The sequence below is a fragment of the Klebsiella terrigena genome (genome assembly GCF_006539725.1).
GTDB classification, from domain to species: Bacteria; Pseudomonadota; Gammaproteobacteria; order Enterobacterales; family Enterobacteriaceae; genus Klebsiella; species Klebsiella terrigena.
The window spans coordinates 334,851-352,917 of sequence record NZ_BJNO01000001.1 but is presented as its reverse complement, the minus strand read 5'-3'; the positions used below and the strand labels follow the sequence as shown (position 1 = coordinate 352,917).

The 18,067-nt window shown below is 50.0% G+C and carries 14 protein-coding genes; 6 read left to right on the top strand and 8 right to left on the bottom strand.

Translation table 11 applies throughout. The features are described from left to right. Nucleotides 1–57: 57 nt before the first annotated feature. From RTE01_RS01590 to RTE01_RS01570, 5 genes are all read right to left on the bottom strand, one after another. Nucleotides 58–1,347 carry an anaerobic C4-dicarboxylate transporter family protein gene (locus RTE01_RS01590; protein WP_141334597.1) on the bottom strand — a complete coding sequence of 430 codons (1,290 nt, stop codon included), beginning with the start codon at nucleotides 1,345–1,347 and terminating at the stop codon, nucleotides 58–60. A gap of 65 nt (nucleotides 1,348–1,412) precedes the next feature. Then, nucleotides 1,413–2,294 carry a fumarylacetoacetate hydrolase family protein gene (locus RTE01_RS01585; protein WP_141334595.1) on the bottom strand — a complete coding sequence of 294 codons (882 nt, stop codon included), beginning with the start codon at nucleotides 2,292–2,294 and terminating at the stop codon, nucleotides 1,413–1,415. Nucleotides 2,295–2,369: 75 nt separating this feature from the next. Beyond that, a complete protein-coding gene (locus RTE01_RS01580) occupies nucleotides 2,370–3,764 on the bottom strand; it encodes an MFS transporter (protein WP_041145565.1) in 1,395 nt (464 codons plus the stop codon). 243 nt (nucleotides 3,765–4,007) lie between these two features. Continuing rightward, nucleotides 4,008–4,937, bottom strand: a complete 930-nt coding sequence (locus tag RTE01_RS01575) for a dihydrodipicolinate synthase family protein (RefSeq protein ID WP_041145564.1) — start codon at nucleotides 4,935–4,937, stop codon at nucleotides 4,008–4,010. A 247-nt stretch (nucleotides 4,938–5,184) separates the two neighbouring features. Then, on the bottom strand, nucleotides 5,185–6,216 hold the full coding sequence (locus RTE01_RS01570) for a LacI family DNA-binding transcriptional regulator (RefSeq protein ID WP_041145563.1): 1,032 nt from the start codon (nucleotides 6,214–6,216) through the stop codon (nucleotides 5,185–5,187). A gap of 468 nt (nucleotides 6,217–6,684) precedes the next feature. On the opposite strand from RTE01_RS01570, the gene RTE01_RS01565 reads away from it, so the two are divergent. From RTE01_RS01565 to RTE01_RS01545, 5 genes are all read left to right on the top strand, one after another. Further along, the gene (locus tag RTE01_RS01565; RefSeq protein ID WP_134526021.1) at nucleotides 6,685–8,082 is read left to right on the top strand and encodes an MFS transporter; all 1,398 of its coding nucleotides are present in this window, start codon (nucleotides 6,685–6,687) and stop codon (nucleotides 8,080–8,082) included. 186 nt (nucleotides 8,083–8,268) lie between these two features. Then, nucleotides 8,269–9,612: a carbohydrate porin gene (locus tag RTE01_RS01560; RefSeq protein ID WP_255313498.1), complete on the top strand. Its 1,344-nt coding sequence runs from the start codon at nucleotides 8,269–8,271 to the stop codon at nucleotides 9,610–9,612. A gap of 352 nt (nucleotides 9,613–9,964) precedes the next feature. Further along, nucleotides 9,965–10,513, top strand: coding sequence for a hypothetical protein (locus tag RTE01_RS01555; protein WP_227503242.1), 549 nt, complete (start codon nucleotides 9,965–9,967; stop codon nucleotides 10,511–10,513). A gap of 364 nt (nucleotides 10,514–10,877) precedes the next feature. Continuing rightward, nucleotides 10,878–12,239 (top strand): NHL repeat-containing protein, encoded by a 1,362-nt coding sequence (locus RTE01_RS01550; protein WP_134526018.1) that lies wholly within the window; start codon nucleotides 10,878–10,880, stop codon nucleotides 12,237–12,239. A gap of 397 nt (nucleotides 12,240–12,636) precedes the next feature. Next, nucleotides 12,637–13,413 carry a BPL-N domain-containing protein gene (locus tag RTE01_RS01545; protein WP_134526014.1) on the top strand — a complete coding sequence of 259 codons (777 nt, stop codon included), beginning with the start codon at nucleotides 12,637–12,639 and terminating at the stop codon, nucleotides 13,411–13,413. 26 nt (nucleotides 13,414–13,439) lie between these two features. Here the strand turns inward: RTE01_RS01545 and RTE01_RS01540 are convergent, their stop codons facing one another. The 3 genes from RTE01_RS01540 to RTE01_RS01530 all read right to left on the bottom strand — a co-directional run bounded on the left by RTE01_RS01540 (nucleotide 13,440) and on the right by RTE01_RS01530 (nucleotide 16,846). Then, on the bottom strand, nucleotides 13,440–14,027 hold the full coding sequence (locus RTE01_RS01540) for a TetR/AcrR family transcriptional regulator (protein ID WP_041145558.1): 588 nt from the start codon (nucleotides 14,025–14,027) through the stop codon (nucleotides 13,440–13,442). Nucleotides 14,028–14,221: 194 nt separating this feature from the next. Then, nucleotides 14,222–15,358, bottom strand: a complete 1,137-nt coding sequence (locus tag RTE01_RS01535; RefSeq protein ID WP_134526011.1) for an FAD-dependent oxidoreductase — start codon at nucleotides 15,356–15,358, stop codon at nucleotides 14,222–14,224. Nucleotides 15,359–15,409: 51 nt separating this feature from the next. Continuing rightward, nucleotides 15,410–16,846, bottom strand: a complete 1,437-nt coding sequence (locus tag RTE01_RS01530; protein WP_141334593.1) for a DHA2 family efflux MFS transporter permease subunit — start codon at nucleotides 16,844–16,846, stop codon at nucleotides 15,410–15,412. Between the two features lie 165 nt (nucleotides 16,847–17,011). On the opposite strand from RTE01_RS01530, the gene RTE01_RS01525 reads away from it, so the two are divergent. Beyond that, nucleotides 17,012–17,599 (top strand): TetR/AcrR family transcriptional regulator C-terminal domain-containing protein, encoded by a 588-nt coding sequence (locus RTE01_RS01525; protein WP_134526008.1) that lies wholly within the window; start codon nucleotides 17,012–17,014, stop codon nucleotides 17,597–17,599. Nucleotides 17,600–18,067 lie beyond the last annotated feature (468 nt).

Below are 18,067 nucleotides of genomic sequence, written 5' to 3'. Positions count from 1 at the left end.
CCAATCAATTATTGATTGGCTATTTCACGTATTTGTGACTGCTGGTTGTTTTAAAAATTAGAATAGTAAAATCAAGCCGGCGGAGAACAGAATAGAGAGGCAGGTAGCCATCAGTCCGGGTATCAGAAAGGGATGATCGATAATCCGCTTTCCTAACCGCGTGGAGCCTGTATCATCAAGGGCGACTGCGGCCAGCAATGTCGGATAATTTGGCAGGATGAAGAGCGACGCGGTAGCAGGAAAACAGGCAATGAGCGTCGCGGGCGCAATCCCCATACTCAAGACCAGCGGGAAGAGTATCTTTGTTGCGGCAGCCTGAGAATAAAGAAAACAAGATACCAGCATAATAATCAGAGCCAGCAGCAGCGTAGAGCCCGAGAGATATTCTACCACTTTGTTTTGCAGCCAGGCTTGATGGCTGTCCATAAACGTTGAACCCAGCCATGCCACTCCCAAAATGCAGATACATGACGTCATGCCGGTTTTAAAGACCGATGTCGAAGGGATCTTATGCACGTTTACGCGGCAGAATATAACGATGGTCAGAGCCACCGCCATCATCACGGAAATACGTACCTGTCCGCTGTTCAACACCGGATGCGCAATTAATCCCAGCGTTGAGCTACTGGCAATAGCATATAAAAGTACCGTGACCAAACCGGTGATAAAAATCAGCACTGCGCGTCTTGCTCCGGGGAGGATATCGCTATCATCAAGGGTCGGTTGGTTGAACGGTGCCGCATCGCTTAGCTTGTCGGTTTGCCGGATGCGATCCCAAAACAGATAAAATACAGATGTGCACAGCAGGGCCAAAAACGTTGCCGGTATCGTCACCGCAATAAGATCCAGATATCCCCAGCCCTGATGGCTTTTTTCCAGTATCCCGGAGAAAAAAATCACTGCCGCCGAGATAGGGGAAGCGACGATACCCAGCAATGAGGCGACAACGGAAATCGCCAGCGCCCGAGTTGGGCGAAGCTGGTTCTCTTTCGCAACGCCGACAATGACCGGCATACAGGCAAATGAAACTTGTCCGGTGCTGGCCATCATCGTCAGTAGCCAGGTGCTAAGCGGGGCGGTGATGACCAGCAATCGCGGAGAGCGACGCAACATACGTTCGGTCAGTCTGACCAGGTAGTCAATACCGCCAGCTTCTTGCATTGCGGCGATGGCGATGATGACCACCATAATAAAAACGATGACCAGCATAGGTAAGTCACCGGGCGTCGCCCCCAGCGCACATAGCACCATGACACCGGCGCCGCCGGCGAAACCTACGCCAATGCCGCCGACCCGCATGCCCAGATAAAGGAAAAAGAGAACAACAATAAATTGCAGTAGTATCATGGTATATACGCCTCCATTGAGCAGACGGGTAATTCCTCTGGTCGTACGCAGCGTTGATTTGATATTCAGGAGACGCTGGTACGCACGGATATCGCTGAACTTATGCTGTCGTCTATCTCATCGATGACCGGGTTTTCCAGGCAGCCAATCTGCGATATTTCCACTTCCACCACATCTCCTGGCCACATGAAAAGAGGAGGATGCCGTTTTTTTCCGACCCCGCCAGGCGAGCCGGTCAGAATGACATCACCGGGAGAAAGCGTGGTGAATGCGCTAATGTAGGCAATTAATTTATCTATTGAATGGATCATGCTACGGGTATTATCGTGCTGTACCTCGCGACCGTTAAGCCGGGTCATAATCTCAAGGTTCTGCGGGTCAGGGATCTCATCAGGCGTCACCAGCCAGGGGCCGAATCCACCGGTTGCGGGCCAGTTTTTTCCTGCGGTAAACCAGCTATGCTGCCAGTCTCTGACAGAGCCATCCATATAGCAGCTGTACCCGGCGATATAGCCATAAGCCTGATCCTGAGGAATGTGCGAACCAGACTGGCCAATCACCAGCGCCAGCTCTCCCTCATAGTCGAACTCATTACTGCGGGCAGGTTTGATCAGCCCACAACGGTGTCCGGTCTGGGAGTCTGCAAAACGAATAAAGAGAGTCGGGTCAGGATCCTGCTCGTCAAATTCCGCTCTTTTTTGCTGGTAGTTCATTCCCGCACAGATGATTTTATTGGGCCGAGTGATCACCGGTAAAAAGGTAATCTGCTCAAGTCGATAATCTGCTTTTTTGCCCGACAGCATCCCCTGGTTGAGTTTATTAATATGTGGCAGAAAGGATCGTAGATCGGCGAATTCGGGGAAGAAAGGCTGTAAATCAATAACCCCATCGGCTGCAACCAGACCGTATTTTTCGTGGCTATCAACGGAAAAACTCAGTAGTTTCATTGTTCATCTTACCTAAAGTTTATGTCTCTGTTTAAGTCGGCCATTTGGCCAATAATCGGCTTTATATTGGGGCGTCTAAGGGGAGAGTTCCTCCAGGATGGCGCCGCGGGTTTCAATACCGAACAGCATCGTTATGATCCCTCCCACCAGTGCTACAGCCGCAAATAAAAAGAAGACATACTCTACGCCGGGCCCGGCAACGATAAGTCCCACCAGCAGCGTGCCGAGAGTCGAGCCAGCCCGTAGCCAGGCACTACCAAATCCGGTGCCAATCGCGCGCAGGCGAGTGGGATACAGCTCGGCAGAATAGAGATAGAGTGAGAATGTGACGGTCTGCATTATGGCGTAGGCCAGACTGGCAAAAATTAGAACCACGATGGCGTCGGAAGCACCGCTTTCACCCAGCACCAGCAGCGCCAGAGCGGAAAGGCAAAATGCGACGCTGTACCAGCGTTTCCGCCCTGTCCGGTCAATCAGTAATGCGCAGGCCAATGAGGCAACTACGCCCGTGGCCGAGGTTATCCAGCCGTAGGCAAGACTGAGAGGGATCGAAAGATGGAATGCACTGCGGTACAGGGTGGGTAGCCAGGTGATCATGCCGTTATTGACCAGATAAGCACTGACCCATAATCCCCAGAGCATCAGGGTTCGTTTCAGATAGAAACCTGAGAATAGCTCGCGCCAGCCGTTTGCAGAACTGGGCGGTGAGACAAAAGTCTTTACTACCGGCTCTTCCAGCGTACCACCGCTACGGATCACCTCAGCCTCCAGGCTACTGACCACCCGGTCGGCGTCGGCCATTCGGCCTTGACTAATCAGCCAGCGCGGTGATTCTGGCATCAGCCAGCGCAGCGGAGCGGCGATCATCGGAGGGATCAATCCAACCCAGAACATCGCCTTCCAGCCATATTCAGGCACCAGAAAGTAACCAATGATCCCCGCGAACATCAGACCAATTGGGAAGATAACTTCATACAGTAAAAAGAAGCGACCGCGTTTTTTGGAACCAACGAACTCATTGATATAGGCGCTGGCGACGGGCACTTCCGCGCCAATCCCGATCCCCTGTAAAAAGCGAATAATCAGCAGGGACCAGCCACTCCAGGCAAAAAGGCAGGCTGCACTCATGGTCACAAACATGACGATGGTAATTTTGAGTACGCCCAGACGTCCTATTTTCTCTGCCAGAGAACCAAAAAAAATAGCGCCAACCAGCTGCCCTGCATAGCTGGCGGCAATAATCAGGCCGACAAAGAGGGGCGTCAGATGCCATTCACCGATTAATTCTGGCATAGCAAAGGCGATGGCCAGCACCGTGTAGGAGTCAAAAAAAGTTGAAATGCCGGTTACGAGGCGAATAAAGACTAATTTTCGGGTAACAGGAATACGTTCTATGCGGGCAACCAGTTCGGCGGAACTCGTCGCGGTATCGACGGCAGAACGACTGGCATTAAGAACCAATGTAGACATGGTATACCTTCCTGAATGACCGGGGAAAAGCGGAATAACCCTTGACCCCGGATAGTCAGTGTTGTTGTCTGATTTGCTGGATATGAGAGGCCGGTATGGCTCATCAGTACAGAGAGGGACCGGTCAGCCTTTAGGCTACGCTTGTCAGCTGTACCCCTGTTATTGATGAATCTCGAAAGAGAGCAGCATTCCCGCTGGAATTGTGGCTGTTGAATGCTGCTGTACCGACTCTTTTCCAGGCAATTAGCCGACGCGCGGTAATTCTGATGCGCGGATGGCGGCATGGATCTCTTCTTCTGCACCCGCCTCAAGCGGAAGCAGCGGTGAGCGTACGGTGGCATGTTCCAGAATACCGCGCGCAACCAGCGCATGTTTTAGTGCCACCGTACCTTCCATGTGAGAGCCGCGGTGGTAGACGCTTTTGGTCACCGGCAGCAGACGGTCGTGAACTTCGCGGGCTTTCCTGTAATCCCCAGCCTTGCCGGCATTGATCATTTCGATCAGCGGTTCCGGTGCGATATTTCCGTAGCCGACAAGGAAACCGTCAACGTCGAATGCAGTATGCAGCAGGTATTCGTCATGGCAGGTCAGAATCTGCAGGTCCGGACGTTCACGACGGATCACTGGAATTTCGGTATCCCAGCGGCGCATATTGCGAACGCCATTTTTCATAGCGAACACGCCCGGTTGAGCGGAAATATCAAGCAGGGTTTTCAGGTTGTAGGTCGCTTTAGTCACATCCGGATACTGGAACAGGATCAGCGGGAGACCACTTTCTTCGTACACGACACGGTAGCGGTCTTGTGGAGCGCCATCCTGATAGCCGAAACGCAGCCACCCATGAGATGGATAGAGCAGGCCGGCGGAGGCTCCGGCGGCAACGGCACGCTTGGCTTCCAGCGCGGCAACTTCAGTACCTTCGCCGGTGATCCCCGCAATGATCGGTAGTTTACCGTCAACGGATTTGACAAATGCACGGATGACCGCAGCCTGTTCATCCTGAGTCAGGAATGTACCTTCACCAGCGTGCCCCAGCACGACCAGTCCTTTCACCCCGTCAATGCTACCCAGCCAGCTACCAAGACGCTGGATAGCATCAAAATCAATGCTGCCATCGAGGTTGAACGGGGTAACCGGTGCTGGAGTCAAACCTCTGAGATCGATATTAATCATGATTATCTCCTTGATGAACAATAGTTTTATTTTCAGTGATGATTTCCTGAAACCAATATGCAATCGTTTCTGCAATCGTTTTCACGTGTTTGAATCTGAACCTCAAAAATACCTAAGTCAACAGTATTAAGGTCATAAATGCGGCAATGGTCACAAAAGCAGGGGATAAAGCGGGTACTGCTGAGAGATCGATCGCAGATTGTGGCTTGCTGCATCACAGAGCGCGACGCAGCCGGGGAAGAGAGGATTATTTATTCGGTGATGTGGTTGATTTTCTTGGGATAAGAGTAGGGGCAACCTTACGTAAACGCCTGCTGTCATCGCCGTTGATCAGCATATCGACCGCATTGCTGGCAATGTGTTCCAACGGCGTTCTGACCGAAGTCAGCGCCACAGGTAGACGACTGACCAGGGGAATATCATTGTAACCGACAAGCGACAATTGCTGTCCGATAGTGATGCCTTGATGGTGTGCAGCAGCCACCACGCCAATGGCTATTTCGTCGTTGACCGCAAAAATAGCGCTGGGAGGGGGAGTGGTGGCAAGTATGCGCCTGCCGGCTTCTTCACCCGACTGGATGTTAAAATCGGACGAACAGCACCATTGCGGCTGAACGACTAACCCCATCTCATGCATTGCCCTTTCAAAACCTTTTCGGCGGTTGATGGCATTCGATGCAAAATCGGGTCCGCCGATGAGACCAATATCCTTGTGCCCTAAATCAATCAGATGGCGGGTAGCAAGGTATCCACCCAGTTCATCGTCCCCAACGGAAGATAAACTGATCCCATCCGTTCGCAGCACCAGAACGTGAGGCACGTCCCGCTCACGCAACGCCTGAGGCAGAGGATCGCCCAGCCGGCAGGTGGACAAAATTAAGCCATCTACACGTCGGTCCAGCAGAGATTCAACTGACTCGCTCTCCTGCTCAGGGTCATCTCCGCATGTTGCCACAACGGCAAAGTAGCCGCGGCGCGAGGCTGCACGGGCAATTTCTTCAAACAGCATCGCCGTTACCGCATCTGTCAATCTGGGGACCAGAACCCCGATTGTCCCGGTGTCTCCTCGACGTAAGCTGGAGGCAACATAATCACGCCGGTACCCGAGATCGCGAGCAATCCGGCGAACTTTTTCAGCAGAGGCGCTTCTGGAGGGGGGAAGTCTTTCATCCAGTATACGTGAGACGGTCGACACGCTGACGCCTGCCGCACTGGCGACATCCCGCATAGTTATCAGTCTTTTTTCTGCGTGATCCTGTTCTTCACTTTCCTGGTCCATATCTCACTCCGGATATTAAAATTGACCGAAAGGCTCCGCCTTACAGCTGGCCAGTAAATTATGAGTAACATTCTAAAATGTTACGGCAATTTTCTGTACTGACAAAGAAATGGTTACGAATTTTGCTCTCTCTGAGCCAGTGATATCAAGCATGCGCTGGCTGAGCTGGTCACTTCGTCACTTCCTTGCGTTTATGCAAAACTTTCAGAGAGACATCACATTTTCTTTATCCCATCAGTAGGGAATGTGAACTGGTTATCAATTGTTCATTTTATTGAATTGACATCGACTCTTAATCCACTGACGATTATCGCACGTGAGAACGATTGCAGAAACGTTTTCACTGTATTTTTTGTGGTGTACAAAATCCCTACAATAACTGCAAGTGAATACCTGCCTGTCTGCAGTACTGGCGTCATTCGTTGTCTTGCATGTATGCCCCGGTAAATCAATCAACAGGGTATCACTATGTCAACTCAGGTTATTGCTTCTGATAATATTGTTACCAGTCACTCTGAGATAAAATCGGCAGAGTTACTGGCGAGACTAGAGCGGTTACCTATCACACGGCGGCTTATGGCAATCCGTGTGGTAGTGGGCTTATCTACGTTTTTCGATGCTTACACCATTATTGCTATTGCTTTCGCTTTACCGCAGCTCACGCAAGAGTGGGGGCTGACACCAACTTTTGTCGGACTTATTATTGCTGCAAGCTATGTCGGACAATTATGCGGGGCCCTGTTTTTTGGCTCGCTGGCCGAGAAGATTGGCCGTATTGGCGTATTGCGCATCACTATTATTATGTTTGTTGTGATGGATGCCGCGTGCCTCTTTGCATGGAACGGCTGGTCAATTCTCGCAATTCGCTTCCTGCAGGGATTGGGTATTGGTGCAGAAGTACCGGTCGCCAGTGCCTATATTAATGAGTTTGTCGGGGCAAAAAAACGCGGCCGTTTTTTCTTACTGTATGAGGTTATCTTTCCGATCGGAATGATGTTCGCGGGTCTGGTCGGTTTTTTTCTTGTCCCGATTTATGGCTGGAAAGTGATGTTCCTCATTGGGCTGGTTCCCTCAGCGCTGACGGTTCCTCTACGCTGGTTGATGCCTGAATCGCCGCGCTGGCTGACGTCCAAAGGACGAAATGAACAGGCCGAGAAAGTTGTCGCAACGTTTGAAGAAGAAGCTATTCGTCGTGGTATGGAATTACCTGCTCCAGTAATTAAACCGATTGTGACGCAACAAACATCGGCGAATGGAGTAAAAGAGCTTTTTTCCGGAATGTATAAATCGCGGACATTTATGTTATGGGGGCTTTGGTTAACGGTGTATACCATTAATAATGGGATGATTACCTGGTTCCCGACAATGTATAAAACCTTATTCCATCTACCTCTGGAAACCAGTCTTGCCTACGGATGGATTACGTCCTCCTGCGGTGTAGTTGCGTCAGTTTTTTGTGCCTTTCTGATTGATAGAGTTGGACGTAAACGCTGGTATTCATGGGCGTTTATGTTAGCGATCCTTCCGTTAATTACGCTCTGCGTGCTGGGTGCCAAATCCGCGACAGAAATATTAATTCTGGGCAGCATCACCTACGCAATTCTGCAGACTATCGCTTTTTCTCTGTACCTTTATTCCGCAGAGCTGTATCCGACCCGCCTGCGGGCTATCGGAACCGCCTTCTCCAGTGCCTGGCTCCGGGCTGGCTCTTCGGTTGGACCTTTGCTGGTGGGCTTTATCGTCTCGGGTTTTGGCGTACGCTTTGTTTTTATCACCTTCGCGGTTATTGCCTTGATTGGCGGACTAGTAACGCTGCTATTTGCGATTGAGACTAAGGGTAAATCGCTGGAAGAGCTCTCACCGTAGTTTTAGTCAGGCGTTCGATATCGCCAGGACGAATTCATTTAGACCCGTTCACGCTGCTTTATCACTCAGCATGCTCATAAGCAGTATTCATTCCTGAATACCGCATGAATTCGGCTCGCGCATTCACAGGAATAGCTTGCGAATGCGCGAGTACTGTCTGAAGTTCAGAGTCAAAGGTGAAAATAAATGAAGTATATAATGTCTGGGCTTTACTCTTTACTGTGTATTTTATGTCTACCGGAATTATTATTTGCCAGTGAAAAACCTTTCTCTGCCTCTGGGAAACATATGACCGGAGATTGGGGTGGCCTGCGCAGTGAACTGAAAGATAAAGGCTATGATTTTACGTTGGAATATGGCTCAATGTTGGGCTCTAATATTTCCGGAGGATATAATAAAGACAAAACTGTACGTTACAGCGATCAATACATTATTGGTGCTGATGTCGATCTGCAGAAAATAGCCAACATTACTGACGGCGAATTTAAAATATCGCTGGTGGATCGTAACGGACGTGATTTAACAAAAGACCGAATCCAGGATCCAAGAGCGCCCGTAATGGGGTCCACGGTAAACAGCAACTACGGTCGGGGACAGACCTGGCATGCGACACAATTCTGGTATCGACAGTCCTGGCTTGATAAAACGCTGGATCTCAAATCCGGGTTGATGCCGGTGGGTGAAGATTTTGATAATAACGGCTGCTATTTTCAGAATCTATCACTATGCGGATCGCTGGCCGGGCACGGTAATAGCGCGTGGTTTAACACGCCGATTGGGCAGTGGGGAGCAAGGCTGCGATACAATATGACCTCCCAGGTGTACCTGCAGTCCGGGGCGTTTATGTACAATCCTGCCTACGCCACGCGGCACGGAAGCTTCCAGCTGGATAACACGGGGAAGACTGGCAGCATGTATCTGGTGGAGCTGGGATTTACTCCGCTGCTGGGTAGAGAAAAGCTTCCGGGAGCGTGGAAACTGGGAGCCTGGTATAACACGGCAGATGCTAACGATGTACTGAAGGACAGCAATGGCGATGATTACGTCCTCAGCAAACGCGCTCCCGCTATTCATAATGGACGCTATGGCGGTTGGATCTATCTACTGCAGCAGGTAACCAGTGACAAAGGTGGATCTGGCCGGGGACTCTCGCTGTTCTGGCATCTGGCAATGAATGACAAAGACACCGCGACGGTAGATTACCAGACCCAGGTGGGGGCAATTTATAAAGGTCCGTTCACCAACCGGCCTCAAGATTTTATTGGTCTGGGGGTGAGCAAAATACATGCGAATGGGCGGGTGGCGGAGCGTGCCAGATTGCTGAATGAGCAAAAGGGTGTTGAATATTATGACGATCCGGCCTGGACGCCGATTCGTGGCGCAGAGTATGCGGCTGAACTCCATTATAGTTTTGCGGTGACACCATGGTTTATATTACGCCCAAACGTACAGTTCCTGAGTCAACCTGGCGGCGTCAATGAAATTAAAGATGCATGGGTTCTGGGAACGCAAATTATCATTAAATTATAAGGACGGATTATCTGGCGGGTGGGGTCAGCCTATGTTCCTTTAACAGAGGGGAAATTTGACCTTACCCCAGAATATGCTGCCGTCAACTGGCTGCATATGATGGCAACCGACAGGTTTTTCGGCGAACTTAGAAATATATGACAGAAGGTGCCGGATTTACGCTCGCCGTGCCGCTTACGTCCAGGGCCAGGAGAGCGTGACAAACGCCGAGATCCGCAGCATGTCCTGTCAGGAAATTATCCACTATCCCTCTCGTTTATATCCCGGGTGTGCTGAAGTATGCTAAAATTTGTACAGCTCAAAGCCCAGGATAAGCAGCATAATATCAGCACCTTAGTCAATGCGAGGGAATATGGATAATGCGCGATATAAACGGGATGGCCGGCAACGATATCCCGCATGGCTGTGGTGCGGAAGTTTATTTCTGGCTACATGGCACTGTTCTGCGGATGAAATAAACCTGTACTCACTCAATACGGGCTCATACGTATATCATTTAACCAACAACCACGGGCAGTATACTGAGAATTTTGAAAATAACTTCATCTCCGTGGAGCGTAAATTCTCAGAGGATTCAAAATACAGTTTTGTGCTAGGTACGATGAAAAACAGCTTTGATGACCGATGCCTGGCTGCCGGCGTAAGAAGAGATTGGGTAGGGTGGGATACCGGCTGGGTTTTCAAAGGAATATATGGCTACGTGGGTGAGTTTTTCTTTGATGCTTTCAGTGATTGCGGCGATCATGGGTCTTATCATGATTTTAAGAAAGCAACAGGAATAGGCTTTTCTCCCTATATCTATCATGGCTTTCAGTATAACTTTACCTCTTATTTTGGGATGGACGTTGGCATCATCATTCCATCCGTATTTGTCATTACGGCACAGTGGAGCTTTAGGTAAAACCGGCGGCCTGCCATACTTTCAGGTGAGCGGCGATTTCGATCTCTCGAATCGCCGCTGAATCAGTCAACTCATCGTATCTTTCAACGTAGACGCGCGCAGTAGCGATATAGGCGGGCGCGCAATTTTCAAACCTGCAGCGAATAACAACCATCGACCAATCTGGCCGCCCGAGCTTCCTGCTTTACCCCCTTCCAGAAAACCACCCCACCACAAATAAGAATAATAATTATTTTCATTAAGTAGTATGTTGTACTCGCCCATGACGAGAAATGTCTCATCATTGCGGAACATAAGACCAGACGAGTGGGCGCCGACGTTACCTGTGCTGAGGTGCTGCATCAATATAATTTATGGGGATAAGATGATAAGAATATCAATCCGTGCAGTGCTGTTGGCCTCCGCTGTTGCGATGTCAACCGCCACAACCGCATTTGCCGCCAGCCATTGGGAAACGGCGGAGACTACCTTTCCTGGCAGTATCCGCGCCGGTTCAAGGGAAGTCCCTGTTAAGCCCGGCGATAAAACCGAAGTCACGATTAAGAACCTTCCGGCGGGCGCAACCGTCACCTTGCTGAATGGCGCTGAAGCCCTGATCCCTCAGCCACTGACCGCCGACGGGAAGGGAACGCTCAATATTCCGCTGACCGTTCCGGCCAATGCCGAGATTGGCCTTCATCCCCTCACCGTTATCACGCAAAACCCGGCGAGCGTTTCACAGGTCATGTTGAAACTGTCCAGGATCGTTCCCCCGAAAAACGCCGATGCTTTCAAGCTGCAAACGGCTCCTGTCGGTGAGCGGGCGTACCAATCGGCCGTTTCAGCCGATGGGAAGCTGTTCGTGACCTCTGCGCGCGGACCGAAGGACGGTAGCCGTCTACTGAGACTGAACGCCGAAACGCTGGCTGTCGAAGCGGAGGCCGTACTGCCCAAAGATGAAAAGGGCAAACAAATTGGCGTCTTCGGCGTCGGTGTTGACAATGCCCATAAGCATGTCTGGACGACGAACACCCTTGCCGAGACGGTGACCGTGTATGACGCGAAGACGCTTTCCGTCGTCAAGGTCTTTCCGGAGGGTTCGGTCCCGCATCCGCGCGACGTGATTATTGATGAAGCCCACAATCGGGCCTATGTCAGCGCTGCGCTGACCGGTTTTATCGAGGTATATGACACCAAAACGCTTGAACACGTCGGTCAGTTGCAGTTCGTGGCGGACCGTGGCCGCGACCTGTTTTACAGCACGGATCTTGCTCTCGACAGCAGAGGAGGGAAGCTCTACGGCGTCAGCCGCGATACGCCATGGGTAGGTTGGATTGATCTTAAAACGGGCAAGAGCACGACGGTGAAAGTACCGCAGGCGCAAGGTGCAACTGATATCGCGCGCGATCCGGCAACCGGACGGCTCTACGTCACTTCCCAGGAGACGAACAATGTCGTGGTTCTGGATCCGAACGGCAAGGTTCTCGCTGATACCTATATTGGTGCCGGGGGCGTATCTGTCGTCTGGGATGCGGTGACGTCGCAGGTTTTCGCCGCGACGCGCGCGGGCGGAACGGTTGCAGTCCTGGATCGGGACGGCAAACTGGTCGCCAATATTCCGATGGATGAGACGCCAAACCACCTGACCATCGCGCCTGATGGTGCCGTTTATCTGGTGTCGATGTATGGCGCCGCCGGGGATAAGGTCCAAACCGGCTCGGTGACGAAAATCACGCCCAGGCAGTGACGGCATGAATCGGCTGCGTGACGCGTGGCTCGCTGGACCACCAGGTCCGGCATAATAATGAATCCCCGGCCGCCCAGAGACTGGGGATTCATCCATGACGTCAAAATTTGCCGGATGTGCGGCAGGATCTCTTAAGCCAGCGATGGACCTCTCAGATTTTCTGGGCACCACCTTATCGAATTCGTCAGATTATCTCCTTAAAAGATATGGATAAAATAGTCATCGCGCCTATTTTATTAACGATTAAATATTATTCTTTTCCATTTAAATGTCTTGACAAAATTCACGACAAAGATAAATTTGAGCGACTGCTCTAATTTGTCATGTTCGCCTGCGGGATCTAAAAACGTCACACAGCGATTAACTAATACAGGCCATAACTACGGAACTCACTGACATGTCATACTTTTTTCAGAGAACGAAAAGTAAAAAACCGGAAATGTTAGCGGTTGCAATTTCTTTCGCTATTTCCACGGTTCCAGCCTTAGCAAATGCTTCTACAGCAGAGAGTTACAATATCGCCGTTTATAGGGGGCAAGCCGGCTGTTCGGGGTGTTCTGAAATGGTGGTTAAATCTCTGGTCAAGACGGGTCTGCCGCTGAGGATTTCTTATGTGGGTGAAAAAGAACGGCTGAAACTCAATGCTCAAACACTCAAAAAATTCGATCTCTATATTCAGCCTGGCGGCGGTCAAGATATTCCGGGATCTTATCAAGCGCTTGGGGATGAAGGGGTTGACGCAATCCGTCAGTTTGTGAAAAGCGGCAAATCTTTTATGGGTATCTGCATGGGAGCATATCTTGCCGACAAAGACTGGATAGGGCTCATTGACGCGCCTCTGGAGTCTGAAGTGGCAAGACCAGGTTCAGACGCCTTAGATCAGGGAGATTATACCCTGCAACTTACATGGAATAATAAGCAAGAGCCTTTTTACTATCAGGATGGACCTTATCTCAACGGCAGCAGCTCAAGCACCGGGTTCCAGGCGCTCGCTTATTATGAGAATGGAGATATCGCCATTGCCCGGTACAAATACGGGAAGGGGAACATCATATTATCAGGCCCGCACCCGGAAGCCGATGAGACCTGGATAGATAGCACTGCGGTAGGCAATACGACAGCCGAAAGTAAAATGCAGCGTATTTTGAGCTATCTTGATATAAAAAAGAGCTAAGGTCTGGCGCACATTGCTCAACACGCTCAGGAATGGTTTTTAAGTATTTTAAACACCAGCTCGGATATTTCATCAAGAAAAGCACTGCGTTTATTTTCTGAGTAATCGAGGATCAACAGGCTGGAATACCCATCTATTAATGCATTTATTTGTCTGGCTGATACTGAGGCGTTTTTCGACAGGAACTCGCCTTCCTTAAGCCCAAAGCTAATGATGTCTTCAAGAATAGTGATCCACTGTAGTGATTGATTGTGCACTAAACTAGCATAGTCAGCATCACGCGCTGCCAGCGGCCAAAGTTCAAGATAGAGCAGCCAGTGCGCTGATGGCGCATCAGGTAACAGCGTCCTGATATAGAGGCGGACTCTGTCGCTAGCGCTCATATTTCCCGAGGTACTCAAAAAATCATGGCATTCTTGTATGTCATTATCAAACATATATTTAATAGCCGCTTTTTTCAAGGTTTCCCAGTCGCTATAATAATGATAGATATGACTTCTTGATATGTTCAGCTTTTGGGTTAAATCACGAGTTGAGACATTGCTTAATCCTTTTTCTCTGAAAAGTTGCAGAGCAGCTATTTTTATCAACTCAGAAAAATTTGCCGTTTTCAAGATTCAACCTTTATGATTATCAAGCGTAATGAAATTATAACATAACGCCTGTAACCTTGCACGCGCTCAACTCCCGATACTATATCTATCAATCACTAAAAAAAGTAGAACAATATCCTCTGCACTTTATTGAAAATAAAAAAGGGCAGGGTGCCGCTGGCCGATTTCTTGATAAAATAACGCGTAGATGATTATCATTTTTCAAACACCCCAGCCTCTACTGCCTGAAAAAACTCAATTAGCTTATGGGGCGCGTTTTCACCCAGAATGTAGTCGATCGTGATGTGCGTATCCGTGGCCTCATCTTTGCTGCGCAAGAACATCGCCTCCTCATAGATACCCAGTGCGGCATCGATGTTGTCCGTGTTTGTAGCAATTAATTTCCCCAGCTCAACGGCATCGAGCATACCCAGATTGGCGCCTGTACCATTCGGAGCCATAAGATGTGCAGCGTCGCCAATTAAGGTCACGCCGTGGACACGATCCCAGCGATGCTCATCGGGTAGAGAATAAATGGGACGGGGTATTAAAGGCGTATCTCCCGCAGTTATCAGAGCGGTAAGGTAGGGGGCCCAACCCTGAAACTCTTTCTGAATCAGAAGATTAGTTGCTTCTACATCGCTAAAGTCGATGCCGTCAACCCAACTCTGTGGTCGCATGAACTGAGCATAAGTATGAATGATGTTACCGGCTTCACGATGCGCCGTCAGGCAGGTACCAGGCACCATACAAAACATATTCCCCGGCCCTACAGCACCTGCAGATTCAGGATGACGATGGTCAACATCGTGCAGGAAAGTTTCTATTAAGGTTATACCGGCATAGGATGGCCGGGCACCCGATACCAGATGGCGTACTTTTGACCATGCGCCATCTGCTCCAACGAGTAGCTGGCTCGTCGCTGTCGAACCATCTGCAAAAGTTAAGTGGTGACGTCCTTCACCATCCGGCATAACGCATGTAAGCTTCTTCCCCCATTGTATGGTACCCGCTGGAAGGGAATCGATCAGGACCTGTCTCAGATCACCACGAAGGACTTCAGGCCGCTGGCCGTTATCTGGCTGATCAAATAACACTTCCCCCTGAGGTGAGAGTATACGGGTTGCGCCTCCCCCTTTATGAATGATTGCATGGAACTCATCGGTAAGACCGGCTGCTTCAAGAGCGTACTGGCCGCTGCTCTCATGTATATCGAGTTGCCCACCCTGGCGACGCACTTCTGGTGATGGTTCGGCTTCATAAATGACTGCGTTAATGCCATGAACATGCAGGATTCGGGCGAGCATCAACCCGCTAAGGCCGGCCCCCGTAATCGTCACAGAGAGATTCATCAAAACTTCCTCTATCGTTGTGGATGTTATAAATCTTATCTTTAAATGATTTCATCCTTCCTGCGTTGCTGAAACCCTATGGCTCACCATGAATAACGCTGAGAGAACGAGCAGTACAGCCCCGCCTGTGAGTACCCACCCGGCGTGCTGAAAGGCGACTAAGTGACCATTATCATGGACCAGTCTGACGTAGTACGCAGTCACTAATGCGGTTCCTGCCATAGCGCCGACACGCTGCAGGATGTTCAGAATAGGCGCTGCATCAGCTACATGACGGGTTCCCGCCATAGCCAGGCCTGCTGCCATTGCTGGCACAGTCGCAAGGGCTAAACCGAACCCCCGGACGGCTATCGCTATACCAACAAGCGTATAGCTGCTGCCGGCATCGATCATTGCTAAGGGCAATGTGGCACATGCCGCGAGAACGCCGCCAATGATAAGCACAGCTCGTGGTCCCAGCCTATCAGAAAAGTAACCTGCTACAGGAAATCCTACCGCAGAGCCGATTAACTGTGGAGTCAGCAGCAAGCCCACATCAGCCAGTGTTTCATGGCAAACGTCACGGAAATACAAAGGAAGCAGGAACTGTCCCCCAAAATTCACCGCACCGCCAAGAGTCATCAATACAGCAGATAACGTGAAGCCACGATGTTTAAAAAGTCTGAGGTGAAGTAATGGCGATTCAGTGCGCAAGGAACGGTAGATAAACAAACAAGTAAACAGTGCGCCCAGGCAAAGTACGATAATGTCCCAACCGTTTTTGCCACTGCTAAGACTTATCCCTTTCAGTCCTTCCATCAGCATGGGGAGGCTGCAAAGGATAAATATCAGTCCCACCCAGTCCAGAGAGAGAGGCTTGTCATTTTTTATTGTCGGACGGGGAAGTAACTTCCATCCAGCAAGACAGGCACATAGACATAACGGCACATTGATCCAAAATAACCCTCGCCATCCGCAGCTTTGAAGTAGAACTGCACCAAGAGACGTTCCTAATAAGGGCGCAATGACGATGGCAACGCCAATAGTGCCAATGACCCGCCCCAGGCGCTCACGACCGACAGCCAGACCAAGGATGGTCTGTCCTGCCGGCACGAGTAATCCACCGGCCAGACCTTGCATAATTCTTGCGGCCAGTAGCACCTCAAAACTCGGGGATAAAGCGCAAACTGCCGAGAAAATCCCAAATAAAATCAGTCCGTAGAGCCAAAGCTGTGTCGCGCCAAACCGCCTTACAGCCCATGCGCTAATCGGAACTCCCGCGGCAAGGGCCATGAGATACGCTGTTGCTATCCATTGTATCGATGCGTCCGGAACCCCAAGGCCGTTGGCCATGACAGGCAGTGCAGCACTGAGCATGGTTGATGAGAGCATAGTAGAAAAAGCCCCCAGCGTGATGATGGCGGCCTGCATCCACAAAACCGGAGGTATAGCATTTATCGGTAGCGGATCGGTTGTTTTCTTTACGTACTTGTCGCGATTGATATTCATGGGAAGACCTTTAGAACGATGAGCGAAGGAATCTATCATTGATCAATTAATCTATCAATGATAGATTAATTTGCATTAATGATTCCGTCAGGCTCTTAGTTCAGACAAAATGTCTTTTCACATGACGCAGACTCGGTTTGATGCATTAACAACAGGATGAATACCATGGCGAAAATCCAGCGAGAGCAAGTGATTGAGGCAGCATTAGCACTACTGGACGAAGTCGGTCTGGAAGCGATAACGACGCGTAAGCTGGCACAAAAACTTGGTGTGGAATCAGCGACGCTGTACTGGCATTTCAAGAATAAAGCCAATTTGCTTGAAGAAATGGCTTCAGCTGTTTTAGCAAAACACCATTCACTTCCCGTGCCGGAAGAAACGACTGAATGGGCAAACTGGCTGGCAGAAAACGCCCGCAGTTTCCGACGCGCTCTTCTCGCCCATCGGGATGGCGCACTGTTACATGCAGGGACAACGCCGGCTCGGGTGGGTGGGGAAACGTTTTATCCAAAGGTGGCTTATCTTGTACGAGTCGGTTTCACTCAGGCAGAAGCCGCAATGACCTTGCGCACGATTAGTGAATATACATTGGGATGCGTTTTAGAGGAGCAGTCTCGCCCGGACAGCAATGAACATCTGATGTTATCAACGTCATCTCAAGAAATTATGAATATTGAGGCGCTAGTACACCAGCACCCTGATACCACCTTCGAGTTCGGTCTCTCTTTGATAATGAAGGGCTTATTAAAATAGCAAGCTCTCTTTTCGCTCATCCGGACAATGGCAGATTTCAACCTGCTTTCAGATGAAACTTAGGTGAGATCCTCGCCAGATGAAAAATATCCCCCCGTCATTATCATTTTCTAGTGGTCGATGTGCATCAAAAGTCGTGTCGGGGAGCGTTGGCAAATAGTTGGTTGTCATCGGCCATCAATACATCGGCCTACGCGCTATGCCGGTGACATAAACCGGGGCCTGAAGGAGTGGCAGTCCCTGAAGCGAACCAGTAAACATCGCCCAAGCAGAGAGTAGGGTGCCGTCGTTTTTACAAATTACCTGAAATCACTTATCGGTAATTCTCAATCTCAATATTTCCTCACTGGAATATAAACGAACGAATTTAATTTCCATTGACGGGTTGACAATAGTATTTGCCATGGGTAGATTTCATGGGCCGAAGTCGTGGCCTTTTCTAACCTGACATAAGAGACTAATGGATAC